The sequence below is a fragment of the Pseudoalteromonas sp. BZK2 genome (assembly GCF_014349195.1).
Taxonomy (GTDB): domain Bacteria; phylum Pseudomonadota; class Gammaproteobacteria; order Enterobacterales; family Alteromonadaceae; genus Pseudoalteromonas; species Pseudoalteromonas simplex.
This window is the reverse complement of the sequence record NZ_JACSOG010000017.1, coordinates 1-25848: the sequence shown is the minus strand read 5'-3', so window position 1 is coordinate 25848 and position 25848 is coordinate 1. Positions and strand designations below refer to the sequence as shown.

Genomic DNA, 25848 nt, shown 5'->3' with positions numbered 1-25848 from the left:
CTTTAGTTAATTAACTGTTGTTGTAATTCGTGAATTTCATCACGCACAGACGCCGCTTTTTCAAACTCAAGATCGCTAGCATAAGCATGCATTTTCGCTTCAAGAGCTTTGATTTGGCTGGCAATATCTTTCGCGCTGAGCACTTGTTTAGACTCTTTACGCACTAACTTAAGGTTGTCTTTCGGGCTTGCTTCTTCGCCCACATCCATAATGTCGGTAATACTTTTAACCAGTGCTTGTGGCTCAATACCATGTTCAAGGTTATAAGCTTGTTGTTTTTCACGGCGGCGGTCTGTTTCATCAATGGCTTGTCGCATTGAATTAGTGATGCGGTCGCCATACAGAATTGCTTTACCATTTAAGTGACGCGCAGCACGCCCTATGGTTTGAATAAGTGAACGAGTCGAACGTAAGAAACCTTCTTTATCGGCATCAAGTATCGCCACCAGTGAAACTTCTGGCATGTCGAGACCTTCTCGCAATAAGTTAATGCCCACTAACACATCAAATACGCCAGCACGTAAATCACGGATAATTTCAACCCGTTCAACAGTGTCGATGTCTGAGTGCAAATAGCGCACTTTTACGTCATGGTCGTTGAGATAGTCAGTTAAATCTTCTGCCATACGCTTAGTTAACGTGGTTACAAGCACCCGCTCATTCACTTCTACTCGTTTATAGATTTCTGAGAGTAAGTCATCAACCTGGGTGCCCACAGGGCGTACTTCAATTTCTGGATCAATAAGCCCGGTCGGACGAATGACCTGCTCTGCAACCTCCCCTGATGAGCGCTCAAGCTCAAAGTCACCAGGGGTTGCCGACACATAAATAGTTTGCGGCGCAATGGCTTCAAATTCTTCAAAGCGTAATGGGCGGTTATCTAACGCCGATGGCAAGCGAAAGCCATACTCAACAAGATTTTCTTTACGGCTTCTATCGCCTTTATACATAGCACCAATTTGCGACACAGTAACGTGTGATTCATCAATAATCATCAATGCATCATCAGGTAAGTAATCTAATAATGTCGGCGGTGGATCGCCCGGTGTTCTGCCAGATAAGTATCGCGAGTAGTTTTCGATGCCTGAGCAATAACCAAGCTCGGTCATCATTTCAATATCGTACTGGGTGCGCTGAGCAATACGTTGCTCTTCCACAAGTTTGTTGGCACTGAGTAACTGAGCTCGGCGGTCTTTAAGCTCATCTTTAATTTTATCAATGGCATCAAGAATTTTTTCACGGGGTGTTACATAGTGGGTTTTTGGATAAATAGTCGCACGTACAATATGCTTTTCAACTGCTCCTGTAAGCGGGTCAAAAATACTTAAGCGCTCAATTTCATCGTCAAACATCTCCACACGCACAGCGTAAGTATCCGATTCAGCAGGAAATATATCGACCACTTCGCCACGTACGCGATAAGTACCGCGGCTAAATTCAATATCATTGCGTGTATATTGCAATTCAGCAAGCCGACGCAGCATATCGCGCTGATCGACGGTTTCACCTACTTTTAGTAAAAGCATCATCTTCATGTATGAGTCAGGGTCGCCCAAACCATAAATAGCAGACACCGAAGCCACAATAATGGTATCACGTCGTTCAAGCAGCGCTTTGGTGGCACTTAAACGCATTTGTTCAATGTGCTCATTAATAGACGCGTCTTTTTCAATAAAGGTATCGCTGGCAACAACGTAGGCTTCTGGCTGGTAATAATCATAATAAGATACAAAATACTCAACCGCATTATGAGGGAAAAACTCTTTCATTTCACCGTAAAGCTGTGCAGCGAGTGTTTTGTTGTGTGCCATAATAATGGTTGGCCGATTCAAATCATTAATGATATTGGCCATGGTGAAGGTTTTACCCGTTCCTGTAGCCCCTAATAATGTTTGATGTGCAAGCCCAGCCTCTAGGCCATCTTTTAACTGTGCAATGGCCGTTGGTTGGTCACCACTTGGCTGAAACTTAGAAACTAGTTGGAAATGGTCGCTCATGAATGACACTCCTTCATATATGACTCACTTAACCCATCAACTTCTTTGATAAACCATTTATAGGCAACCATTGCAGTAAATAAGTTACCAATCGCGGCACCAATAAATAAACCAGTTAAACCTGCAATTTCGCTGCCTATATAAGCAAAAGGTACATAAAAAACAAACAGACGTACCACACTTAAAATCAGGGCATTCATTGGTTTATGCAAGGCATTAAATGAAGAGTTAGATAAAATAATCACCCCTTGCAGGCCATAACTCAGTGGTAAGATATAAATGAATAACTTAATCACATCCATTACCGCTTGCTCTTTACCAAATACATCCGCGATAAAGCCAGAGGTTAACAGCAGTAAAATATAAATAGCGAACTGCCAAATCATCACGAATTTCAAGGTTTTTGAGTAAGCTTCTTTAACACGTTCAAACTTACCTGCCCCAAAGTTTTGACTTACAAATGGTGGTAAGGTCATTGATAAAGCAAGCACCACAAGGCTTGCGATAGATTCAATGCGACTGCCTACACCAAACGCAGCAACCGCCTCAGGGCCATGCTTAGCTACTAATGCCGTCATGACCGCCATCGCTATTGGCGTCAACATATTTGCGCCTGCCGCCGGTAAACCTATTTTAAGAATTTTACGAACTGAACTAACTGCTGTTTGCTGACCAGCATGCAGGCTCAACAAACCGTTCTTAATTGCCAGAATATATAAAATAATAATTACTGCAACCGCCCAAGCAATAACACTCGCAATAGCAGCCCCTTGTATACCTAAGGCTGGAATTGGCCCAAAACCAAAAATTAGTACCGGATCTAAAATAGCATTTATCAGCCCCGCTCCACCCATAACAATACTTGGCGTTTTGGTGTCGCCGCTGGCTCTAAGCACTGAATTGCCAACCATAGGGGTAATTAAAAATACACTGCCGATGAACCACACGCTCATGTAGTCATGAATAAGTGGCAAGACTTGCTCACCTGCGCCTAATAATTTAAAGATAGGCTCAATATACAAATAACCTAAGGCAGAAAGGCAAAACACCATTACAACCGACACCAATAATGACATACTGGCATCAAAACGAGCTTCATCTAAATTATCACTTCCGAGTGCTTTAGCAATAACTGCGGAGGTACCTATCCCTAAGCCGATTGCTAAACTAATTACAGTAAAGGTAACTGGAAAAGTAAAACTTACTGCGGCTAATGGCTCAGTGCCTAACAAACTGATGAAGAAGGTATCGACTAAATTAAACATCATAAGAGTGATCATTCCGAAAATCATAGGAATGGTCATTTTTTTTAAGGTCGGCAGAATTGGGGAGTTTAAAAGATCAGGTTTAGTTTTGCTCTGCGGTTTCACGCTCATAAGAATTCTTGGCCTCTTTATATGAGCCTATAAGTTTAAAGCATCCTTCACTTGCAAGCTATGCTTTATTCGCAGAATCAAAATCGATGTACAAAACTATAACTTTTGACGCTTTGACATAAAAATAACCACTAACCCTTATAAAAAACAATATAAAAACAAATTTAATAGCTTTATTACAATTAAATGGCACTATTCGCTGTTTTTTTACACAATAAATAGCATCATTTCATCGTCACGAATAAATTTACTTATCAATTCAGCATCGCTTCAGATAAAAACACTAACACATTGATTTAAAATGAATTAAAAAAACTTAATTAAACACTTGAAATTGCTGGAGCGCCCTAAAATCCTAGTACTATAGCTGTTCTTAAAGTTTAATAAACAGAGTTATCCACAGAAACCGTGGATAACTCTCTAGAAGCCGCAAATATAAAGGCTTTGAAGACTAGCTTGAAACTGATAAAACGAATAATAGTGAAGTATCCCGTTTTGACCCTTTTGTAAGCTTCTAGAAAAGAGTGTGTAAAAAATGCTCTCCCCTTAATGGAAAGCCAGCATGAAACATAAAACACGACAACACACTATTCAGTAACTAACTGATATGTATACCTAAAAATAAATTTAGTCATCCTCGACAAACAATGATGTCGATGTGCTTCATAAAAAAAGATGGAATATTCGCCATCTGTAGTAAAAAAATACAAGAAAAAAATAACACCTAAGGATGGCCTAATAAAAACTCTTAGGTTTGATTTTCTCAATCACAAGAAATTATTGCATAAGTGATGATTTCCTCACTTTAATAGAGAATATCTGAACAAAGAATGGTTTTTTATATTTTCAATTTGGTACTACTGCTCAAAAAGAATGCAAAAAAGTCATCTTTTCGACATAGCTAGTCTTCTAAAAAACAAAAAACGCTGCGCTTTTCAGCTACATTTTGCTCAGATCGAACATAAAAACATCGAATAAGCTTCTTTTTTGAATTTATGAAGTTTTTATGTTGACACTTTGCAATGCTGTCATTAATATTTCGCCCCGTTGAAAGGCATGACGCTTCCCCCTTAGCTCAGTTGGTTAGAGCGACGGACTGTTAATCCGCAGGTCCCCCGTTCGAGTCGGGGAGGGGGAGCCAAGTTTTTCAATCATAAACGATTCCCCCTTAGCTCAGTTGGTTAGAGCGACGGACTGTTAATCCGCAGGTCCCCCGTTCGAGTCGGGGAGGGGGAGCCAAGTTTATGAATATGATTGTTCCCCCTTAGCTCAGTTGGTTAGAGCGACGGACTGTTAATCCGCAGGTCCCCCGTTCGAGTCGGGGAGGGGGAGCCAAATCATAGCACCGCACTACTCTATTTAGTTCCCCCTTAGCTCAGTTGGTTAGAGCGACGGACTGTTAATCCGCAGGTCCCCCGTTCGAGTCGGGGAGGGGGAGCCAACTCTACGAATATATTAAATTTTATCTCTTTTTTGCCTCACCGATTGTATTAGACTTTCCAGCGCTTATACACTACTCTAGTGTAAGTTATTTATATGCTTTGATATAAAATAGAATTCACTATTATTAAACCGATCAATCAAGGAATTGATTCCTTCCTTTTAGGCTTTTAAAAGATAAGAAACATGGCTGGTTTTAAAAAACTCATATTCGTACAACTTATTTCTTGGCTACTATTCGCATTATTAGGCGGATATTTTATTGCAATTAGTTTTGACAGTGCAGTAAGTGATGCCCAGCAAAAAGCACAGCGTGTAGTTAATGCCTATATAAACTCACAAACTATTGAACAGCTGGCACCAGAGAAACTTAGGCAAGCACTTTCTGATGGCAGTACTTTTTCTAAATTTGTAATCCGCGATCAAACTGGCAAAGTTGTTACAATGATAGAGTCTAGTCAGCCCCTCCCCTTGTTTGCTGAATTAGTTAATAATTCATTTAACTCTATCCGGCCTCAATTTGCAGTGAACCAGACATCTGACATAAAAATTGAATTTACGATCAATGCTCATAACCTAGCAACTCTGCTGCAACAAGCGATGTTTATTGTCATTTTGATATCTGGATTGATTGCATTATTACCAATTATTTATATGAACAGTATGTTCCGTCGCTTAAACAGAAAAATAAGCACAACAGTTGCTGATATTGTCGATATATACATAAATCAGAATCAAGTAAGCGACGATATTGAACAAGCTATGGACACTTCAAGATTAAAGAAGCTAAGCAAAGATTTAATTCCTTCGTTCAATCGTCTGTCACACTTTTTACAAACTAAACACGATGATATTCAAAATAATGCGCTAAGTATTAAAAAAGAAGCCTATAAAGATGTAGTCACTAACCTTGGCAATCGTAATATGTTTGTAGAGTATTACGAAAAAAATATTGAGAATGCAGAAAAAAGCACCTTTGGTTCACTTGCTATGGTGCGTTGTAGTGAGCTACAAACAATAAACCAAACACGTGGTTACCAAAAAGGTGATGAATACGTAAAAGGTGTGGCCGATATTATTAAACATATTAGCGGCACCTATACAGGCAGTCAGGTTTTTCGTTTAAACAGTTCTGATTTTGCTGTGGTACTGCCTAATACCCCACTTAAAGAAGCTGAACGCTTTGGCGATAACTTACAATCGCGTTTTACTCAGTATCAGCAAAACCAAGAATTAAGCTCAGTTGCTAACACAGGTATAGTTGGCTACGAAAAAGGTAAGCCGCTTGGTGAGTTATTATCAATTGTTGATAATGCAATGAGCATGGCGCAATCAAAACAAGCAAATGCATGGCATGTACAGCGTGAAACTGATTTAGTTAATAACGCCAGCGCAGGTTTTGGTAACCAAAACTGGCGTAAAGTCATTACCGAAGTGATCGAATCGAAACGTGTGCACTTGGTTATGCAGAACATTATGCCAATAGGTAAAAGTGTTAAAGCCTATGCTGAGATCCAAGTTCGTTTCAAAACTGCAGAAAACCAAATGCTGCCAACGGCCTCTTTTCTTGCAATGGCAGAAAAGCTAGAAATGGCAATGGAAATTGACCGTTTAATTATCGATACCACTTTAGAGAAGGTTAAAACGCGTAATTTCTCTGAAAAATTCTTTGGTATTAATGTTACTGCATCAAGCGCTCACAATGATCAATTTGTGATCTGGTTAGAGCGCCGATTACTTAAAGACAGCAATATCGCCTCTAAGCTTATATTTGAAGTCAGCGAGTTTGGATTACAACAAAACATTAAAGCAAGTAAACGCTTTATCGATATGGTACACCGCGTGGGTGCACGTATTACCGTAGAGCGTTTTGGTGTGGGTTTAACGTCATTTAAATTCTTTAGAGACTTAAAACCAGACTTTATCAAAATGGACGCAAGCTACACCCGCGGCCTTGAAGAAGATAAAAACAACCAATACTTTATGCGTTTAATGGTGGATCTAGCTCACCGTATTGGTGTGAGTGTATTTGCTGAAGGCGTCGAAAGCCAAGAAGAAAAACACATCATCGAAACACTGTGTTTAGATGGTGTGCAAGGCTATTACATCGAAAAGCCAAAAGATATCTAACCCCTCTTTAAGGCCCAAAAAACCTTACTATTTTTGGGCCTATTCCATCTATTAACTTTGCTTTAACACTTTAATCGTAAACAGCTTTGTTAATTTTAGCTATTCGTCCCTCATGTGTTGTGTCGGCCCCCATAAAAAAGGATAATAGAGCCGTTTTTATTCTCGTGAGGCACGCATGACAGAGTATGTCTTGTTATTGATTGGCACTGTGCTAGTCAACAACTTCGTTTTAGTTCAATTCTTAGGTTTATGCCCGTTTATGGGTGTATCGGGTAAGTTAGATACCGCGATTGGTATGTCTTTAGCCACAACCTTTGTACTTACACTTGCCTCCGTGACCAGCTATCTGGTGAATCATTATATTTTGATCCCGCTGGATATCGAATTTTTGCGTACCATGAGCTTTATTTTGGTTATCGCTGTTGTCGTGCAATTTACCGAAATGGTGGTGAGAAAAACCAGCCCGACACTTTATCGCTTATTAGGGATTTTCTTACCGCTTATTACCACTAACTGTGCTGTTTTAGGTGTTGCCCTACTTAATATCAAAGAAGACCACTCATTCTTACAATCGGCCGTGTATGGCTTTGGTGCCGCAGTGGGTTTCTCTATGGTGTTAATACTGTTTGCAGCATTACGTGAGCGTTTAGCTGCGGCTGATGTCCCTGCTCCTTTTAAGGGCGCTTCAATTGCGATGATCACCGCAGGCCTTATGTCGATGGCCTTTATGGGTTTTACAGGATTAGTGAAGTTTTAATATGACCTTGTTTTATGCTTTGATAGCGTTAGGTTCATTAGCGCTAATATTTGGTTTAATTTTAGGTTTTGCCGCCGTGCGTTTTCGCGTTGAGAGTAACCCTATTGTTGACCAAATTGATACCATTTTACCGCAAACACAGTGTGGCCAATGTGGCTACCCTGGCTGTCGTCCCTATGCAGAAGCAATTGCCAATGGTGACGAAATCAATAAGTGCCCGCCAGGCGGCGAAGCCACGGTAAAAAAACTCGCTGATTTAATGGGTGTAGAAGCAAAACCGCTGGCAGGCGGTGAGCAAGCAGATCCTGTTAAAACAGTTGCCTATATCCGTGAAGATGAATGTATTGGCTGTACCAAATGTATTCAAGCCTGCCCTGTTGATGCCATCGTTGGCGCAACTCGCCAAATGCACACTGTATTAATCGATGAATGTACCGGTTGTGACTTATGTGTTGAACCATGCCCTGTAGACTGTATTGATATGCTGCCTGTAAAAGAAACCAAACAAACCTGGAAATGGCAATTAAACGCAATCCCTGTGACTCAGGTAGATTAGGAGCACAGATGGAAAAGTTAATAGATCAAATTAAACAAGGCAAAGTGTGGTCTATACCTGGGGGCATTCACCCACCGGGTCAAAAGCTGCAATCAACAACACAAGCCATTGCAAGGCTGCCACTACCAGACAAGCTCGTTGTATCTCTAAAACAACACATTGGTGCTAACGGCAAACTTATTGTTGAAAAAGGCCAGCAGGTTTTAAAAGGCCAAGCATTAACTAAACCAAGCGGCAATTGGTCTGTGCCTGTGCACGCGCCAACATCAGGGTTGATCAGCGATATTTGCCCAATGCCCTCTGCTCACCCGTCGGCGTTGCCTGAACTTAGCGTTATTATTGAACCTGATGGTGATGATAACTGGTGCGAGCTTAATCCTGTAACTGATGCCAAAACTCTTTCCCATGATGAGCTTGTTGATATTATTCATCAAAGTGGTATCGCAGGTATGGGCGGCGCAGGTTTCCCAACCTATGTAAAAGCAGATACCCGTAAAGCCATCGAGTTTTTAATTGTTAATGCCGTTGAGTGTGAACCTTATATCACCGCTGATGACATGCTAATGCGCGAACATGCCGATGGTATAATTGCCGGTATTGAATTAATGCAGCAGCTGTTAAGTCCACAGCTGACAATTATTGGTATTGAAGATAATAAGCCAGATGCTATTGCTGCCATGAAACTCGCAGCACAGCATAACGACAGCATCATAGTGCAAACAGTGCCAACGGTTTACCCTTCTGGCGGTGAAAAACAGCTAATTAAACTGCTAACGGGCAAAGAAGTCCCAAGTGGTAGTATTCCTGCCGATATTGGTATGTTGGTGCAAAATGTCGGTACTTTGTTTGCGGTAAATCAAGCCGTACATGAAGGTAAGCCTCTTATAGAGCGTGTAGTAACGGTAACCGGTAACACCATTCATAAACAAGGTAATGTGTGGGCTTTACTAGGCACTGAAATTAAACATTTATTAGACTGCCAAGGCTTTTCTCCGGTTCCACAGCAACGTGTGGTTATGGGCGGTCCAATGATGGGCTTTACCCTGCCAACCGTGCGTATTGGTGTCGTTAAAACGACAAACTGTATTTTAGCGCCAGATCACCAAGAACTTGCTGAGCCGGGTGATGAAAAAGCCTGTATTCGTTGTAGTGCCTGTGCTGACGCCTGCCCTGCATCATTGTTACCTCAGCAATTGCAATGGTTTGCCAAGTCTAAAGAATACGACAAACTCAACGAGCACAATTTATTTGATTGTATTGAATGTGGCGCCTGTGCTTATGTTTGCCCAAGCGAAATACCCTTGGTGCAGTACTATCGTGTTGCTAAAGCTGAAATCAAAGAGCAGCAAGCAGAGCAAATCAAAGCTGAGCGAGCAAAAGAGCGTTTTGAAGCACGTAAAGAGCGCTTAGAGCGCGAACAAGAAGAGCGTCAAAACCGCCACAAACGCAAGCCGGCTGCTAAGTCAGATGGCGAAAAACAAAAAGTGGCTGATGCACTCGCCCGAGTTAAAGCTAAATCTGATGATAAAGACAGTAAGTCAGCTGTCGCTGCAGCTATTGCCCGTGCGAAAGCGAAAAAGCAAGGTGCAGAGATTGAGCCTGATAACTCTGAAGTGGCTAAAGAGCGTGCAGCACGTAAAGAACAAGCACGTAAATACAAAGAGCAAAAAGCACTAGAGCAAGGTGAAGAAGGCGTCGATAAAGACGATAAAAAGTCTGCTGTTGCTGCCGCTATTGCCCGTGCTAAAGCGAAAAAAGCGGCGCAAGCTGCAGAAGATAACGTAGAAGCAGACTCAGCACCAAAAGATGACAAAAAAGCTGCTGTTGCTGCCGCTATTGCCCGCGCTAAAGCGAAAAAAGCCGCACAAGCTACAGAAGAAAACGCTTCTGCTGAAACTGACGCTGCGCCAAAAGATGACAAAAAAGCTGCTGTTGCAGCTGCTATCGCTCGTGCTAAAGCGAAAAAAGCAGCGCAAGCTGCTGAAAATCAAGCTGAAGCTGATAGCGCACCTGTTGATGACAAAAAAGCCGCTGTTGCTGCTGCAATCGCTCGTGCTAAAGCGAAAAAAGCCGCGCAAGCTGCTGAAAATCAAGCTGAAGCTGAAGAAGATAGCGCGCCAGTTGATGACAAAAAAGCAGCTGTTGCCGCTGCTATCGCCCGTGCTAAAGCGAAAAAAGCAGCACAAGCTGCTGAGAATCAAACTGAAGCTGAAGAAGATAGCGCACCAGTTGATGACAAAAAAGCCGCTGTTTCAGCCGCTATCGCCCGTGCTAAAGCCAAAAAAGCCGCTAAAGAGCAAGCACAGAGTGACGATTCTTCAGAGCAAATAAATGATTCAAATGATGAGGCAGATGCTAAGCCGCAGTCTGATGCTCCTGAATCAAGCGTAGATAAGAAAAAAGCCGCCGTTGCTGCCGCTATCGCTCGCGCCAAAGCGAAAAAAGTCGCTAAAGAGCAAGCGCAGAGTGACGACTCTTCACAGCAAACTAATGATTCAAGTGCTGAGGCAGATGCCAAGCCGCAGGTTGATGAACCTGAGTCTAGCGAAGATAAGAAAAAAGCAGCGGTCGCTCGTGCCATTGCAAGAGCTAAAGCGAAAAAGTTACAACAAGAAGGAAACGATAAGTCATGAAACTAACCATGGCGAGTTCGCCGCATAATCATAGCCATAAATCATTAAGCCGATTAATGATGACAGTGATTGCTGCGTGTATTCCAGGCTTAATCGCGCAAGTTTTCTTCTTTGGTAGCGCTGTGTTAATTCAGCTTGTTCTCGCGCTGATTACTGTTAGTGCCTGTGAAGCTGCTGTATTACTGCTTCGAAAACGCAAAGTTTGGCCAACACTCAGTGATGGCAGTGCGTGGTTAACAGGCGTATTACTGGCGTTGAGTATTCCGCCTTTAGCACCTTGGTGGATTATCGTAATTGGCTGTCTCTTTGCCATTGTTATTGTAAAGCAGCTTTATGGTGGCCTTGGCTTTAATTTATTTAACCCTGCTATGGCAGCTTATGTATTACTACTTGTATCGTTTCCGGTGCAAATGACCAGCTGGTTACCTGTGAGTGATTTACTTGCATCTCCGATCAGCTTCTCACAACAGCTGTCTGTTATTTTCAATGGTTTTACCAGCGCTGGATTTAGTGTCGATCAGTTACGTGTAGCGATTGATGGCACAACCATGGCAACACCACTTGATACCGTTAAAACAGATGTCGCCCATCACCTAACGGTGGCTGAGAGTATGAGTAAGCCTCTTTTTAATGACTGGTTTGGTCTTGGTTGGGGCTGGGTTAACTTCGGCTTTTTAGTAGGTGGTCTTTATTTATTAAAAGCTAAAATCATTAATTGGCATATCCCTGTTAGCTTTTTAGCCTCATTAGCCGTGTGCAGTGGTATTGGTTATATTGCAGCCCCGGGCACAGAGCCGGGCGTGGTATTTCACTTATTCAGTGGTGCGACCATGTTAGGGGCATTTTTTATTGCTACCGATCCAGTTTCTGCATCAACAACGAATAGAGGTCGTTTAATTTACGGCGCGTTAATTGGTCTACTTGTTTACTTAATTCGTACTTTCGGTGGTTACCCTGATGCAGTGGCATTTAGTGTATTGCTGTTAAATATGGCGGTGCCTTTAATTGATTACTATACGCAACCACGAACTTACGGCCATGGGGTGAAATAATGATCCTTTCCTCAATGACTAAAAACGGCACTATTCTTACTGCATTTGCACTTATTACCACAGGCACTGTAGCCCTGACTCATAACCTGACTGCTGAGCGTATTGAAGAGCAAGAAAAGCAACAACTTGCAGAGCAGCTACAGCAAGTACTTGATGCCCATCATTATGACAATCAACTATACAAAGATTGTGTCGTGATCACCGATGAGCGCTTAGGGCCACGTCCAGAGCAAGTTATTTACCGCGCCTACAAAGACACTAAACCGTATGCTTTAGTGATGCGCCATGTAACACCAAGTGGTTATAGTGGCGATATCAACTTATTAACGGCGGTGTTTGCCAATGGTGAAATAGCGGGTGTTCGTGTAACTAAGCACGAAGAAACACCGGGCCTTGGCGATAAAGTTGAGGTCAAAAAATCAGACTGGATCACTCTTTTCAAAGGGCAAAATGTACTGAGTGAAGATGATAGCCGCTGGGCTGTTAAAAAAGATGGTGGCCAATTTGATCAATTTACTGGCGCAACCATTACACCGCGTGCCGTTGTCGGCTCAGTAAAACAAGCTGTGCTGTTTGCCCAAGCTGAATTTGATAATCTGTTTGCTGCACCAAACATCTGTCAAGGAGCCAAGTAATGAGCCAAGTTAAAACCTTATTTAAAGATGGTATGTGGGCTAATAACCCTGCCCTTGTGCAGTTATTAGGCTTGTGCCCGCTACTTGCTGTTACTTCAACGGTTACCAATGCATTAGGCCTTGGTTTAGCGACTTTATTGGTACTGGTTGGTTCTAATGTCACCGTATCGATTGTGCGTAACTGGGTACCAAAAGATATTCGTATTCCTGTTTTTGTGATGATCATCGCAGGCTTTGTGACCATCGTGCAGCTGATGATGAATGCCTATACATTTGGGCTTTATCAATCATTGGGGATTTTTATTCCGCTTATTGTTACCAACTGTGCCATTATCGGTCGCGCAGAAGCATTCGCCTCTAAAAATACAGTGCCACTTTCAGCCTTTGACGGACTGATGATGGGACTTGGCTTTATGTTAGTTTTAGTGGTGCTAGGGGCAATGCGAGAGCTTATTGGTCAAGGTACGCTATTTGATGGCGCCGATTTATTATTAGGCCCATGGGCTGCTGCACTTCGAATTGAAGTATTCAGTTTTGATAACCAATTTTTATTAGCAATTTTACCACCGGGTGCCTTTTTAGGGCTTGGTTTATTGATTGCTGCAAAAAATGTCATTGATACACAAATAAAATCTAAGCAAGTTGTTACTCCAGAAGCAGAAAAAGGCCCTAGAGCCCGAGTAACAAGTTTAACTTAAAGGAGAGCACGCACCGTCACTGCGTGCTTTACGCCACCATGAATAAAGAAAAACGCTATGAGATCTTATCTCGTCTACGTGAGCAAAACCCGCACCCAGAAACAGAGCTTGAATATTCAAGCCCGTTTGAGTTATTAGTTGCGGTTACCTTATCAGCACAAGCTACAGATGTGGGTGTTAATAAAGCAACCCGTAAGCTATTCCCTGTTGCTAACACGCCTCAAGCGATTCTTGATTTAGGCCTTGAAGGCCTTCGTGATTACATCAAGACCATTGGTTTGTTTAATTCTAAAGCCAATAATGTCTATAAAATGTGTGAGATTCTGGTCAATAAACATAACTCAGAAGTACCAGAGAATCGTGAAGCGCTCGAAGCATTACCGGGGGTTGGCAGAAAGACCGCGAATGTTGTTTTAAACTGTGCCTTTGGCTGGCCGACTATCGCTGTAGACACCCATATCTTTCGCGTTTCAAACCGCACTAAGTTTGCCATGGGTAAAGATGTGGTGGCTGTAGAACAAAAACTAGAAAAAGTGGTACCTAAAGAATTTAAGGTCGATGTACACCACTGGTTAATCCTGCATGGCCGCTATGTGTGTACTGCTCGTAAACCTAAATGCGGCAGCTGTATTATCGAAGATTTGTGTGAGTTTAAAGAAAAGACAGAGTAATTAAGTATTATTGCTGACCTGCATTAGCTTGTTAGATGTAGTTGAACCTTCATTTGTTGATGCAGAATTCTCACAATGAAAATATCGTTGGCTCTTTTTTTAAAAAAGATGTAGTGCTTTCTAAATATATACCGAGAATATCCTGGCTTGATATCGCTAACATCTTGAGCAAGGCTCGGCTCAGTAGACAAAGCCATTAGCGTTTCATGAATTCCAATTAAATAGTTTTCTGCTTGAGAAACACCGAATTCAATTTCGGTGTACTGAAAAATTCGCTCCAAGTCATACTGAGCTTTATTAGAGAGAATATATTTAGCCATTCGCTTTAAGTTTTGTTTTTGGATTTGGATATAATATCTAAAACCGTTAACTCACTCTCACCACTTAGCTCACCCTCTACTAATGCCATTCTAATAGCATCTTTTTCACTCTGATTATGGCGGATCAAATCGCGGATATAATCACTTGCATTTGAGAATCGACCTGACTCAACTTGGGCATCAATCCATGAGCGCATTTCATCTGGAATAGAGATATTTAAAGTTGCCATAGTTAATTCCTATATATTTACAGTCTTTGATTATGGCAGATATTGGCAAACATTGGCAACAAATATGGTCGATATGCACCAATGGTTAATCCTTGATAGGCACTATATGTGTAACGTTCTTAACCTTTTCTATCACACTCTTTGCGCATTGTGCCAAACACAGGGTTTGGCACAATGTTCCTAGTCATTATCGTGGGTTTTGGCTCACCTGCTTTTTAATAAATTCTCGCGTATCTCTTAATAGCGCCACTCTTGCTGGTTCGTGAACATACATCATGTGACCGCCGTGATAATAGTGATAGTCAATTTTATCAGCGTATATACCGTGCCTATTTAAGGTGTATTCAGCATCAAAAAATGGCGTGACAATATCGTAATAACCAGAGGCGACCATCACTTTCATTTGTGGATTGCTGCGAAGCACATAAGATAAATCTGGCGCTGTATTGACGTATCTTGGCTCCCAGCCTTGTCCATCAGGAGCTGTGCGCCAGCGCCAGTTATCTGATAACTCAGGATCGCCAGGGTTTAAGTATTTTCTTTTCCACTGTACGTTTAAATCTGTACGCATGTATTTCATCAATGCCGCTTTATAAGCCGGCCCTATCACTTTTGACGCATCTTGCTTAGGAGCTGCTGTTAAATCGTCTCGTTCATCAAGCTTATAACGTCCATCAAGAAAGCCTACTGCGACGCCCTCATCACGCAATAACTCTTTAGCGAATCTAAAGGCGTTAATGCGTAAATCAACCTGCTCAATATATTGTTTGCTAAGGCCAGTATAACGGTGAAGGCCGTCAACAATTTGCTTTCGGTCAGCTTTACTAAGGGCATTCCCCTTAAATAAGGCTGGTAGTAATTTATCAACTGCAAATTGTCGGCTTGCATCAATAAACGCTTCAAAATCTCCAGATGTGTCTACTTTTTTATGATACCAAGCGGTTGCAGCAAGTGTGGGTATGTAAGTGATATAAGAAATGATGTTGTCATCAACATAAGGGCTTGAACCTTGATAGTCTAAAGCTTGTGACACAAAAATAATGCCATTTACATTAATCAGGTGTTTATCCATCAGTACTTTAGAAACCGCTGCTGCTCGAGTTGTACCATAGCTCTCTCCCAATAAAAATATTGGCGCATTCCAGCGGTTTTCTTTTGTTAGCCACTGGGCAATAAAATCAGCAATAGCAGATGCATCCTGATTCAAGCCCCAAAAGGCTTTGCTGTCAGTGTCACCTAAGGCGCGCGAGTAACCTGTACCAACAGGGTCCACAAACACCATATCAGTCACATCAAGTATCGTCTCAGGCGCATCTTTTAATTCGTAAGGAGCCAATCCAGGAGCCGTTGCATCGCTTGGTACCACGACTCGTTTCGGACCATAAGCGCCCATATGTAACCAATTAGACGATGAGCCCGGGCCACCATTCCAGATAAATGTTACGGGTCTGTTCTTGTTGTCATCTGCAGCTAGGTAATCAAACGAAAAGATAGCAGCTTTAGGCTCTTCGTTTTTGTTTAACAAATAAGTTTCACCGGCTACAGCTTCGTATTTCAGCTTTGTACCATTAAAGGTGCCTTTATGCTGGGTCACAAATTTAGAGGCTTCGGGTATCGACTTTTTATTGTTTGAATCTGAGACTTCATCTGCATTAACTGCGCTCGTACAAAACGCAAACAATGTAGAGATGACTACAGTTTTGAAATTGGCAACATACGCCATGTTTTATTCTCCCTAGCATGTTTATCTTTATTTTTATCTGTATCTGGCTTGAGAGCTTTTATCGCAGAGTGCTCAATTAACCTTTTACTTAAGCATTACTTTTACAGTAAGAACATGTAATTTCAACTATCTGCGATTAACACGAAAAAAGTATAATCAGTATCGGAACAAAAAATATCAGCGTAATCATTTCACAAGCTTCCATCCTTTCGTTATGCTGTTGAGTAATGTGAAATTTTTTATATGAGTTGCTATGTTACCTTTACTTCGTATCTTGTTAATTGAACAAGATCCTGCCACCTTAAAAGAGCTTTCAACGAACCTAGAAAAAACAATCCCTAATTTTGAACGAAGTGATGTTGATATCGACATTATCGAGTGCATAGAGCTCAAGCAGGCGTTGAAATATGTAGAGGAAGATGGCGATATTCAAGCTGTAGTACTTAGTTGGGATGTACTGAACAATGGCGAGCGCACCTATAGCCGTTTTATCGAGCAATTAAAAGGCATACGCCTAGAACTGCCTGTTTATGTTATTGGTGACGATACGAAAGGCTTGGAGATAGTTAACGAGTCAGAAGAAATTGAATCTTTCTTTTTTAAAGATGAGGTCATTTCAGACCCCGAAGCAATCTTGGGCTATATGATCAATGACTTTGATGATCGTTCAGAAACGCCATTTTGGACCGCCTACCGTCGTTATGTGGGTGAATCGAACGATTCATGGCACACACCTGGTCACAGTGGCGGTGCTAGCTTTAGAAATTCTCCGTATATTAAAGACTTTTATCAGTTTTATGGCCGTAACGTATTTGTTGGCGACCTGTCGGTTTCTGTCGACTCGCTTGGTTCATTATCAGACAGCACCAACACCATAGGCCGCTCTCAAGAATCAGCGGCGGCGACATTTGAAGTAAAACATACCTACTTTGTTACCAATGGGTCATCCACTTCAAATAAGATTATTTTGCAAACTTTACTACGTAAAGGCGATAAGGTGATCATCGACCGAAACTGCCATAAATCAGTACATTACGGCATTTTGCAATCGGCTAGTTTACCTATTTATTTATCGAGTATTTTAAATCCTAAATATGGTATCTTCGCGCCCCCTTCATTGGCTGACATTAAGCAAGCGATTGAGCAAAATAGCGATGCTAAATTACTGGTTTTAACCGGCTGTACTTACGATGGTCTGCTTAGCGATTTAAAACAAGTGGTTGAATTTGCACACCAGCACGGTATTAAAGTGTTTATCGACGAAGCGTGGTTTGCTTACTCGCTTTTCCATCCAAGTTTACGCCACTACTCAGCTATTAATGCTGGCGCAGACTATGTTACCCATTCGGCACATAAAGTGGTTTCAGCGTTCTCTCAGGCGTCTTATATTCATGTTAATGACCCTGATTTCGATGCCGATTTCTTCCGTGAGATCTACAGTATTTACGCCAGTACCTCACCAAAATATCAGCTCATTGCCTCGCTGGATGTATGCCAAAAGCAATTAGAAATGGAAGGTTATAAATTACTAAATGCCCTGCTGAATCACGTTGCTGAGTTTAAGCAGCAAATGGCATCACTGAAACATATTAAAGTGCTCGACAAACAAGATTTCATGGATATATTCCCACATTTTAGTGGCGATAACATGGGTCACGACCCGCTGAAGATCCTTATCGATATTAGTGAGTTACCGTATTCATTAAAGGATATTCATAAATTTCTATTAGATGAAATTGGCCTTGAAATCGAAAAATACACACACAGCACCATCTTGGTTTTGCTAACTCTTGGTGGCACACGCTCAAAGATCATTCGTCTTTACAATGCGCTGAAGAAACTTGATAGCGGTAAAGTAAAACTTGCCACTTCAATGAGGCGCACACGCCTACCAGAGAATCTACCTGCTATAGACTTAGCCTGTATTCCTAGTGAGGCATTCTATGGCGAACGTGAATCTGTGCCAATTAGCAAAAGTAACAACCGAATTTGTGCAGGATTAGTGACGCCTTATCCTCCTGGTATCCCTCTGTTAGTGCCGGGGCAACATATCACTAATGAGCATATCGAATATCTTAAAGAGTTGGCGGGACAAGGTCTGACAATTCAAGGGAGCTTTGATGGCGAAATTTATGTACTTAAAGGTAAAGTGAAAAGCTAAGCTTTCGCTTATACCGCAAAAACCTCATTGTTATGCAGCAGTCCTTATTCATTGCTGCATAACATCACTCTTTTCATATCAAACGCTTTGTCTCAATGCTACTGTGCATGCAATCGAAATAACTTATAATCCATTTTTAATAATTTTAATGCGCAGCGTTGTACCATGCTTCGTTATTGAAATTGTGCGAATTTAAAGACAAAAAAGAGGATGCTTAAAATGCGCTTATTACACACAATGCTTCGCGTTGCTGATTTAGATAAATCAATTGAATTTTATACGCAGGTATTAGGTATGAAAGAGCTGCGCCGTGCAGACAACGAAGAGTACCGCTACACCCTTGCTTTTGTCGGTTATGGTGACGAAAAAGATTCGACGGTGCTTGAGCTTACTTATAACTGGGATACAGACAGCTATGATTTAGGTAATGCATACGGTCATATTGCTATCGAGTTTGATGATATTTATAAAGCCTGCGAAGACATTAAAGCTGCAGGCGGTAATGTGAGTCGTGAGCCAGGTCCTGTCAAAGGTGGCACAACTGAAATTGCATTTGTTAAAGACCCAGATGGTTATGCAATTGAGTTAATTCAGAAAAAAGATAACAACACTTTTTGATTCATACCGGCTATTTCAGCGATTGCTGAGATAGCCACTTTGCGAGTGCTTTTTCAAGTTCAGCAAAATTAATTGGCTTTGCGATATGGTCACTGATACCAATTTTTGCGCTTGTTTCGATGTCGTCTTTCATCGCATTAGCACTGACGGCAATAATAGGCGTATCAAAATCTGGCCTTGCAAGTAAGTTTTCGCTGGCAGTTAATCCATCCATCACCGGCATTTGAATATCCATTAAAATCAGTGCGTAATCTTGTGTTAGGGTTTTCTCACAGGCAATTTGTCCATTTTCTGCCAATTCATAACTCAGACCTAATTGAGTTAAATACTTAGTGATAACAATTTGGTTAATCGGGTTATCTTCGGCAATTAATATTGGCTTGTCGACTGATTTAAAATCGAACTGAGTATCTTCATCTGATTGGTGTTCTTTTGCACTAGCGTCCTGTGGGTTTAGTGATTTAAAATTAACATTAATGGTAAAATCGGTGCCTTTGCCAAGCTCACTGTCGATAGCAATAGTACCTCCCATCAAATCAATCATCCCCTTACTGATGGCAAGCCCAAGACCGGTCCCTCCATATTCACGAGTGGTGCTACTTTGCGCTTGGACAAAGGGATTAAACAGGGCCGTTATTTTATCTTCAGCGATACCTATGCCTGTATCTTTTACCGATACCACGACGGCTGTCAGGTGTTCATCTCGGCTTTGCAGAATAAGCGAAAGAACGATCTCTCCTTGATGGGTGAACTTAACGGCGTTTGAGAGCAAGTTAATCAGCACTTGTTTAACACGTATTTCATCACATTCAACATTCAGCGATTGTAATGGGGAGACGTCAAGCCGGCAGCCAACGCCTTTGGCATCACAACTCGGTTTGAATAGTAAGATAAGATCATGGCAAAGCGCGACTAAATCACATTGTCGCGACTCGAGCTCTATTTTATTGGCCTCTATTTTTGAAAAGTCGAGAATATCGTTAATCACGGTTAATAACACATCACTACAGTTATTAATTTGCCTTACAAACTCTGCTTGCTCTCGTGTTAGCGTGCTTTTATTGAGTAGCTGCAAAAAGCCCACAATACCATTCATCGGAGTGCGTATCTCATGGCTCATATTGGCTAAGAATTGGCTTTTAACTTGCTCAGAGCGCTCAGCGCGAAGTTTTTCTAATTGCAATGAAGTAATTTGTATATCAATGGTATCAGCCATGCTGCTGAGCGAATCTGCAATATCTTTAAACTCTTGATAATGAAAATCGTCGGTATCTTGTTTGTAATTACCCAATGCATATTCTCGGCTAAGAGCAGTAATGCGATTTAGCGGGTTATGGAGCCGCGCTGTCAACCAACGCACTAAGATAAATGAAACAATAGAGAGTCCGACAATTAACAACCCTGCCAATATGGCCGTTTGCTTTACAGCGCTGGTGTAGGTGGTTTTTGCTTCATTAATTTGGAACTGTAAACTGGTTGGTTTACCTGCAAAATAAACATTACTTATTGAGGCCTGCCCCATTAATTTGCCGTGATCGCCAGCATTGCCCACGCTATATAAAATGTTATCTTGTGCAGTAATTTGTACCTGCTTACCGGCTTGATAAACCGGTTGCTCATTATGTATTGCAAGCCACTTTAACGCCTCTGATAAAGGCACAAAAGACACTAACACGCCCGTTTTAATTATTGGCTCACTGAGAGAATCTTGCTCATGTAAAAGCTTAGATGTAATTGCCAGTAAAGCACTTTGTTTTGCCTGCAAAGGTGCGAGTAGCTCAGTGACTTGTGGGTTATCGATAATTTGAATTGTGTTTTGCTCTGTTGATGTTTGAGCAGTGTCGAGAATGCTTTTAGTGAGTTTATAGTTCAAATTTAAAGAAGTAATCGGATACCCTTCAACTATAAACCCCTGATTATCAATAACAATTGATGCTTCTATCTGTGGGTTTTGCGCAACAAACTCTTGTAACTGCACAAGCGCGAACTGTGAGTACACCACTTTATTTGGCAGCTCAGTTATCGCTTTAGTGCTACTTAGTAATTGGCTATTTTTCTCAAGCTTAAATAAGAGTTGTTCAAGACTGGCTGCATTATTTCTAGCTTGCCATTGCAAACTCGTATTTGCTTGGTCAATTGAGCTTAAATAGAAACGCCCAATCATCAAACCTGCAAGGATCAGTAGGGGAATAATAACCAGTAGTAATACACTGATAAATAAGGCGCGGCTAAAGCGTGGACTACTCATTCATCCCCTTCATTGGCAATCGAACGCTCTGCCAACCCTTGCATAAAAAGCCCCGCTTGCTCAGCAGTTAAGGCACCACTGCCATAGCGAATAAATCCTTTATTTAATACTTCCCATACGATGATCATCGATGCGGTTGAAGGCATAGGTTTTGTAAATTGCATCGCTTCAATTAAGGTTGCTAACTCTGTGCCTTGTTGTGATTTTAAACTATTTAACACCTCAGTATTAACGGGGATATCTTGAAGCTTTTGCCAAATCATTGTTTGAAATTTTTCTGCTTGAACCAATTTAGCAAATTTGATCAAATTGTCTTTATTAACGCCATTTAAGCCATCATTTGGAAATGCCAACACAAAGGTAGAGTAATAAGGCTGCATATACTCACCATTAAGTTTCGGCAATTGCTGCACAGCTAAATTATCACCAAGCGCTTGCTCATACGTTTTTAATGCCCAAGCTCCATCGATGGTGAAGGCAGCTTGCTGCGCTTTAAATGCATTATTTGAGCAAGTGTAATCGCACTGTCTATCAACCAGATTTTGTTTATTTAAATCCCAAACAAATTTGAGAGCCGATTGCATTGCTGGTGTATTAAGCTGAACATGGTTATCTACAATTAGGTCGCCATTAAAAGCCGATAAGAACGGGATAAACCAATACATTTCCATAAAACTCCATGTAACGAGTTTCACTTTTTCAGGCAATGATGATTGAATTCGGTATATATCCTGCCAATTTTCTATTGGCTCTTTAACAAACTGCTTATTATAAAAAAGTAACAGGTGATTGCCTTGAATGATGGGTATACCTAAGAGCGTGTTGTTTAGCTTTGCTGTTTCTAAGGTTCGCTTGTCTGTGGTATCAGCTATGAGTGAGTCTGGGATAACGCTGTAGTTGGCATATTTATCAAGCCCTAAATGATCAGCAGGTACAATAACAACGTCTGTAGAGGTGCTGGTACTGGTATTTTGCACCAGCCTGACTTTTAGCGCCTTTTGGTCAACCAATACAGAATTAACCGTCAAGCCACTTTGCTCAGCAAGTGCACTTAACAGCTCATTAAAGTGCTCATGCTTCATGGTATGGGCTAGGTTTATCGTTGCTGCATAGCAATCAAACGTCACTAGTAGCAACGCCACCCAAAATACTCGCCACACGCTTACATCTACTCAAAAAGAATTGAAATTACTCTTTAGTTAAGCACATATGCCTTAAATTGCCTAGCCTAATCAAGGGTTTTCTTAAACCTAAATGCAGCCACAGCCAAGCCCAAAATTGTAAAGGCTAACAGCCAAAGTAAATCACTGCTCATGCTTATTAGATTGACATCTTTTAGCACGATTCCACGTATTAACCTCAGGTAATGCGTTGCGGGTAGGCACTCAGCAAGCCATTGCGCTGCCTTTGGCATGCCTTCATAAGGAAATACAAAACCTGATAATAATATCGAGGGTAACAGAATGAAAATTGTCATTTGCATTGCTTGAAGCTGATTTTTAGCGATGGTTGAAAGGACTAAGCCAAGCACTAAACTGGCACATATAAACGCAAAGGTTGCGACAACCAATGCGACTAAACCACCTCCAAAAGGAATATGAAACAAGAGCTTACCCATACCTAGTATAATAAATAACTGAATAAAACCAATGAAGATATAAGGCACCACTTTACCAATCATTAATTCAAGTGAGCTTAACGGTAAAGTGATTAAGAGCTCCATATTACCTCGCTCTTGCTCTTTAACAATGGCTGCAGAGGTAAACATAATCATCGTCATGGTTAAAATAACAGCAGCTAAACCTGGCACAATATTCACTGCAGAGCGTTGCTCTGGGTTATAAAATAAGGTCGTCTCAAAGGTCGGATACGTTCGATTCGCAGGCTTATCGAGAAGCTCTGCAAGCGGCATATTGCGCAGCGATTTTATGCTCGACGCGACCATTGTATCTGAGCCGTCAACTAACCAATGCGCAATTGGCCTGACTAACGACTCATTACTGCCATCAGGCAAACCAAAACCCACTGTTGGGTGCTGGGCAAGTCGGTTTGCCACATCGTGGGGTATAAACAGCACAGCCCGCACTTTCGCGCTCGCGATTGCTGTTTGTGCCTGTTCAATACTGTCGTAATAATCCGTCACTTTAACCACATTTGTCGCCGATACTGTTTGTACTAAAATGCGACTGAGCGCAGTTTGACTATGATCGACCACTGCAACAGGGATATCTTTAACGTTGGTGTTAATAGCGTAACCAAATAGAATCAGTTGGATAAGGGGGATCATCACCACCATCGCAAAGGTCATTCTATCGCGACGTAATTGTAATAATTCTTTGCTTACAATTGCTTTTATGCGGCTTAATGAAGTCACAATATTCATTGTCGGCCCTGCCCTGTGCAGGTAACAAACACGTCTTCAAGGCTTGGACGCACACTATTTACTTGCCACGTATCCTGACAAAATGATTGCTGTTTTATGAACTCAACAGGGTCTTGAACATCTTTTTTTACTAATACTCGCAACTGTGCACCTAGCTGAGTGGCTGAAATAACATGGTCGATTGTTGCGAGTTGTTTTTTTAATTCTCTGGTTTGCGCCCCTGCGATTTCTACAACATGAGCGTGCATGTCTGTCATTAATTGCTTTGGAGAGCCATCCGCGCGTTTAATACCAGATTCTAAAATGGCTAAACGATGACAACGCTCAGCTTCATCCATGTAATGAGTGGTAACTAATATCGTGGTACCGGCATTACTTAAATCAAACAGTGTTTCCCAAAAATCACGGCGATTTTGTGGATCGACTGCCGATGTTGGTTCATCAAGAAATAAAATTTTCGGTTTATTAATCACTGCAGCAGCTAATGCTAAGCGCTGCCGTTGGCCCCCACTCATACTTCCGGCCATTTGATCGACTCTTTGATCAAGACCATAGGTATGGAGCAATTCGTCAATTCTTTGTTGCTTTTGCTGCTTTTTAAACGGGTAAAGCGCCGCCATGAACTTTAGGTTTTCAAGTACGGTCAAGTCACTATAAAGTGAAAACTTTTGCGTCATATAACCAAGTTGCGTTCTGAGCTTTTCAGCATCTTTTGGCAGACTCAAGCCAAGCACATTGATATCACCAGAGGTTGGCTTCAATAACCCTGTAAGCATACGGATTGCAGTCGTTTTACCACAGCCATTAGGGCCCAAAAAGCCATAAATTTGCCCTTGCTCAACGTCTAGATCAAGGTTATCAATCGCTTTTAAATCGCCAAATTGTTTTACCAAACCTTTGGCATGGATCACCGATTCAGTCATGGCATAATCACTTGAGCAGGTACGCCTGTCGGTAAATTATTTTCACTTGTGGGTAGTGTTACCTCAGCAAGATACATTAATCGCGCACGTTCTTCCTGATTAAGGGCATAAAAAGGCGTGAACGCAGGCTCTGAGGCAATCCAGGTCAGTTTACCCTGAATATCTTTATCTATGCCATCGACACGAACCGTAAGTGTCATCCCCTGATTGAGCTTGGCACGATATGGTTCAGGGATATATACGCGCGCATAAGGTGCGCTGTTTGCTTGAATAATAACGACAGGGCTGCCTTTAGTAACTCGCTCACCTACGTGCCAAGGTAAATTATCGACCCTGCCAGCACGCATCGCTTTAATTGTCAGATCTGAGAGGTATTTTTGCTGTACTTTTAGTTCTGCTTCTGCCGCCTGAACTTGCGCTTTCGCACTATTAATATCTTCAACGCGAGAACCATTTGTTAATTCATTTAAGTTCTGCTTTGCTGATTCTAAATTAGCGAAAGTCTCATCGCGTGCAGCGGTTGCACTGTCTAAGGTTTCTTGGCTTGCGAGTTTATCTTTAACTAAGGTTTTTGCACGGCGAAAATTAGCTTCGCTTTGCGTATATGCAGCATTGGCTGCTGCTACTTTGGCTGATGCGGCAGCAACTTCTTCGGGGCGAGCACCATTCAAGGTTTTTTCAAGAAATGCAGTGGCTTGAGCTAATTGAGCTTGTGCTTTAGCAACAATCGCTTGTTGTAGTTCGGCATCAAACTTTGCAATCACCTGCCCTTTTTCGACCAACTGGCTTGCTGAAACGGGTAAATCGATCAGTATTTCGTTAGTCGTTGCAGGATGGATCACACGCTCACGCTCAAGCGTTCCTAGCGCTACTCCCTCATTTGAGTCTGAGCAAGCAGTAATGACTAAAGAAATTAGTATGAGTACAACACGTTTAGCTAACATTTTAATTTCCTTATGGTTAGCTGATGAGTTGCTAGATACTATAAAGTATTAAAATGATCTGTAAAAGTGATCTATAGGAATTAAAGTTTTAGAAATATATGGAGTCTATATCGTAAAGATATATGGGGAATAAGGAATCTTAAATTGAAAAATCTTAGTTATATTTGAAATGATATTTAAAAGATAGTCTTTCCAATACATTACTTACTTAAAGTAAGTGGCGTCCCCAAGAGATTCGTACTCTTGATAACGTTGTGCATAGATTGCGCGGTGTTCACCGCCCCACTACACATAACCTACTTGAATAAGTGGCGTCCCCAAGGGGATTCGAACCCCTGTTACCGCCGTGAAAG

Annotated in this window: 20 protein-coding genes and 4 tRNA genes; 14 read left to right on the top strand and 10 right to left on the bottom strand. The window is 41.6% G+C overall.

Going from position 1 to position 25848, the window contains the following annotated elements; translation table 11 throughout:
* Window positions 1-2 precede the first annotated feature (2 nt).
* Together uvrB and BIZ38_RS12110 are read right to left on the bottom strand one after the other, a co-directional pair.
* Window positions 3-1997: an excinuclease ABC subunit UvrB gene (uvrB, locus tag BIZ38_RS12115; RefSeq protein ID WP_054553686.1), complete on the bottom strand. Its 1995-nt coding sequence runs from the start codon at window positions 1995-1997 to the stop codon at window positions 3-5.
* A complete protein-coding gene (locus BIZ38_RS12110; RefSeq protein WP_054553687.1) occupies window positions 1994-3373 on the bottom strand; it encodes an MATE family efflux transporter in 1380 nt (459 codons plus the stop codon). Before BIZ38_RS12110 ends, uvrB begins: the two co-directional genes overlap by 4 nt.
* Window positions 3374-4437: 1064 nt before the next feature.
* On the opposite strand from BIZ38_RS12110, the gene BIZ38_RS12105 reads away from it, so the two are divergent.
* The 12 genes from BIZ38_RS12105 to nth all read left to right on the top strand — a co-directional run bounded on the left by BIZ38_RS12105 (window position 4438) and on the right by nth (window position 13945).
* Window positions 4438-4514, top strand: a tRNA-Asn gene (locus tag BIZ38_RS12105).
* Between the two features lie 21 nt (window positions 4515-4535).
* Window positions 4536-4612, top strand: a tRNA-Asn gene (locus tag BIZ38_RS12100).
* Window positions 4613-4631: 19 nt separating this feature from the next.
* A tRNA-Asn gene (locus BIZ38_RS12095) sits at window positions 4632-4708 on the top strand.
* 29 nt (window positions 4709-4737) lie between these two features.
* A tRNA-Asn gene (locus BIZ38_RS12090) sits at window positions 4738-4814 on the top strand.
* A gap of 185 nt (window positions 4815-4999) precedes the next feature.
* A complete protein-coding gene (locus BIZ38_RS12085) occupies window positions 5000-6943 on the top strand; it encodes an EAL domain-containing protein (protein ID WP_054553688.1) in 1944 nt (647 codons plus the stop codon).
* A 175-nt stretch (window positions 6944-7118) separates the two neighbouring features.
* Window positions 7119-7700: an electron transport complex subunit RsxA gene (rsxA, locus tag BIZ38_RS12080; RefSeq protein WP_054553689.1), complete on the top strand. Its 582-nt coding sequence runs from the start codon at window positions 7119-7121 to the stop codon at window positions 7698-7700.
* Window position 7701: 1 nt separating this feature from the next.
* Entirely contained in the window at window positions 7702-8256 is a 555-nt protein-coding gene (rsxB, locus tag BIZ38_RS12075; RefSeq protein WP_054563643.1) for an electron transport complex subunit RsxB, read from the top strand.
* Between the two features lie 8 nt (window positions 8257-8264).
* Entirely contained in the window at window positions 8265-10889 is a 2625-nt protein-coding gene (gene rsxC, locus BIZ38_RS12070; protein WP_187490361.1) for an electron transport complex subunit RsxC, read from the top strand.
* The gene (gene rsxD, locus BIZ38_RS12065; RefSeq protein WP_187490360.1) at window positions 10886-11941 is read left to right on the top strand and encodes an electron transport complex subunit RsxD; all 1056 of its coding nucleotides are present in this window, start codon (window positions 10886-10888) and stop codon (window positions 11939-11941) included. The genes rsxC and rsxD overlap by 4 nt, the downstream gene beginning before the upstream one ends.
* The gene (gene rsxG / locus BIZ38_RS12060) at window positions 11941-12576 is read left to right on the top strand and encodes an electron transport complex subunit RsxG (protein WP_187490359.1); all 636 of its coding nucleotides are present in this window, start codon (window positions 11941-11943) and stop codon (window positions 12574-12576) included. The genes rsxD and rsxG overlap by 1 nt, the downstream gene beginning before the upstream one ends.
* Window positions 12576-13274, top strand: coding sequence for an electron transport complex subunit E (locus tag BIZ38_RS12055; protein ID WP_187490358.1), 699 nt, complete (start codon window positions 12576-12578; stop codon window positions 13272-13274). Before rsxG ends, BIZ38_RS12055 begins: the two co-directional genes overlap by 1 nt.
* Window positions 13275-13312: 38 nt before the next feature.
* On the top strand, window positions 13313-13945 hold the full coding sequence (nth, locus tag BIZ38_RS12050; protein ID WP_054553695.1) for an endonuclease III: 633 nt from the start codon (window positions 13313-13315) through the stop codon (window positions 13943-13945).
* Window positions 13946-13968: 23 nt separating this feature from the next.
* Here the strand turns inward: nth and BIZ38_RS12045 are convergent, their stop codons facing one another.
* The 3 genes from BIZ38_RS12045 to BIZ38_RS12035 form a co-directional block, all read right to left on the bottom strand.
* A complete protein-coding gene (locus BIZ38_RS12045; protein ID WP_138602595.1) occupies window positions 13969-14265 on the bottom strand; it encodes a type II toxin-antitoxin system RelE/ParE family toxin in 297 nt (98 codons plus the stop codon).
* Between the two features lie 5 nt (window positions 14266-14270).
* The gene (locus tag BIZ38_RS12040) at window positions 14271-14495 is read right to left on the bottom strand and encodes a type II toxin-antitoxin system ParD family antitoxin (RefSeq protein ID WP_054553697.1); all 225 of its coding nucleotides are present in this window, start codon (window positions 14493-14495) and stop codon (window positions 14271-14273) included.
* Window positions 14496-14682: 187 nt separating this feature from the next.
* Entirely contained in the window at window positions 14683-16218 is a 1536-nt protein-coding gene (locus BIZ38_RS12035) for a S10 family peptidase (RefSeq protein WP_187490357.1), read from the bottom strand.
* A 253-nt stretch (window positions 16219-16471) separates the two neighbouring features.
* On the opposite strand from BIZ38_RS12035, the gene BIZ38_RS12030 reads away from it, so the two are divergent.
* Together BIZ38_RS12030 and gloA are read left to right on the top strand one after the other, a co-directional pair.
* Window positions 16472-18379 carry an aminotransferase class V-fold PLP-dependent enzyme gene (locus tag BIZ38_RS12030; RefSeq protein ID WP_187490356.1) on the top strand — a complete coding sequence of 636 codons (1908 nt, stop codon included), beginning with the start codon at window positions 16472-16474 and terminating at the stop codon, window positions 18377-18379.
* A 219-nt stretch (window positions 18380-18598) separates the two neighbouring features.
* Entirely contained in the window at window positions 18599-18997 is a 399-nt protein-coding gene (gloA, locus tag BIZ38_RS12025; RefSeq protein ID WP_054553771.1) for a lactoylglutathione lyase, read from the top strand.
* Window positions 18998-19007: 10 nt separating this feature from the next.
* Here the strand turns inward: gloA and BIZ38_RS12020 are convergent, their stop codons facing one another.
* The 5 genes from BIZ38_RS12020 to BIZ38_RS12000 all read right to left on the bottom strand — a co-directional run bounded on the left by BIZ38_RS12020 (window position 19008) and on the right by BIZ38_RS12000 (window position 25495).
* Entirely contained in the window at window positions 19008-21245 is a 2238-nt protein-coding gene (locus tag BIZ38_RS12020; protein WP_187490355.1) for an ATP-binding protein, read from the bottom strand.
* Window positions 21242-22372 carry an extracellular solute-binding protein gene (locus BIZ38_RS12015; RefSeq protein WP_187490354.1) on the bottom strand — a complete coding sequence of 377 codons (1131 nt, stop codon included), beginning with the start codon at window positions 22370-22372 and terminating at the stop codon, window positions 21242-21244. The genes BIZ38_RS12020 and BIZ38_RS12015 overlap by 4 nt, the downstream gene beginning before the upstream one ends.
* Window positions 22373-22473: 101 nt before the next feature.
* Window positions 22474-23622: an ABC transporter permease gene (locus BIZ38_RS12010; RefSeq protein ID WP_130166761.1), complete on the bottom strand. Its 1149-nt coding sequence runs from the start codon at window positions 23620-23622 to the stop codon at window positions 22474-22476.
* A 2-nt stretch (window positions 23623-23624) separates the two neighbouring features.
* Window positions 23625-24551, bottom strand: coding sequence for an ABC transporter ATP-binding protein (locus BIZ38_RS12005; RefSeq protein WP_062567026.1), 927 nt, complete (start codon window positions 24549-24551; stop codon window positions 23625-23627).
* Entirely contained in the window at window positions 24548-25495 is a 948-nt protein-coding gene (locus tag BIZ38_RS12000; protein ID WP_187490352.1) for an HlyD family secretion protein, read from the bottom strand. The genes BIZ38_RS12005 and BIZ38_RS12000 overlap by 4 nt, the downstream gene beginning before the upstream one ends.
* Between the last annotated feature and the right edge of the window lie 353 nt (window positions 25496-25848).

Coding starts and splice junctions, on each gene's coding strand:
- BIZ38_RS12005 (WP_062567026.1), bottom strand. CDS start 24,551: ATGACTGAATCGGTGATCCATGCCAAAGGTTTGGTAAAACAATTTGGC.
- BIZ38_RS12055 (WP_187490358.1), top strand. CDS start 12,576: ATGAGCCAAGTTAAAACCTTATTTAAAGATGGTATGTGGGCTAATAAC.
- uvrB (WP_054553686.1), bottom strand. CDS start 1,997: ATGAGCGACCATTTCCAACTAGTTTCTAAGTTTCAGCCAAGTGGTGAC.
- rsxC (WP_187490361.1), top strand. CDS start 8,265: ATGGAAAAGTTAATAGATCAAATTAAACAAGGCAAAGTGTGGTCTATA.
- gloA (WP_054553771.1), top strand. CDS start 18,599: ATGCGCTTATTACACACAATGCTTCGCGTTGCTGATTTAGATAAATCA.
- BIZ38_RS12110 (WP_054553687.1), bottom strand. CDS start 3,373: ATGAGCGTGAAACCGCAGAGCAAAACTAAACCTGATCTTTTAAACTCC.
- BIZ38_RS12040 (WP_054553697.1), bottom strand. CDS start 14,495: ATGGCAACTTTAAATATCTCTATTCCAGATGAAATGCGCTCATGGATT.
- rsxA (WP_054553689.1), top strand. CDS start 7,119: ATGACAGAGTATGTCTTGTTATTGATTGGCACTGTGCTAGTCAACAAC.
- BIZ38_RS12020 (WP_187490355.1), bottom strand. CDS start 21,245: ATGAGTAGTCCACGCTTTAGCCGCGCCTTATTTATCAGTGTATTACTA.
- BIZ38_RS12000 (WP_187490352.1), bottom strand. CDS start 25,495: ATGTTAGCTAAACGTGTTGTACTCATACTAATTTCTTTAGTCATTACT.
- rsxG (WP_187490359.1), top strand. CDS start 11,941: ATGATCCTTTCCTCAATGACTAAAAACGGCACTATTCTTACTGCATTT.
- nth (WP_054553695.1), top strand. CDS start 13,313: ATGAATAAAGAAAAACGCTATGAGATCTTATCTCGTCTACGTGAGCAA.
- BIZ38_RS12045 (WP_138602595.1), bottom strand. CDS start 14,265: ATGGCTAAATATATTCTCTCTAATAAAGCTCAGTATGACTTGGAGCGA.
- BIZ38_RS12085 (WP_054553688.1), top strand. CDS start 5,000: ATGGCTGGTTTTAAAAAACTCATATTCGTACAACTTATTTCTTGGCTA.
- BIZ38_RS12035 (WP_187490357.1), bottom strand. CDS start 16,218: ATGGCGTATGTTGCCAATTTCAAAACTGTAGTCATCTCTACATTGTTT.
- rsxD (WP_187490360.1), top strand. CDS start 10,886: ATGAAACTAACCATGGCGAGTTCGCCGCATAATCATAGCCATAAATCA.
- rsxB (WP_054563643.1), top strand. CDS start 7,702: ATGACCTTGTTTTATGCTTTGATAGCGTTAGGTTCATTAGCGCTAATA.
- BIZ38_RS12030 (WP_187490356.1), top strand. CDS start 16,472: ATGTTACCTTTACTTCGTATCTTGTTAATTGAACAAGATCCTGCCACC.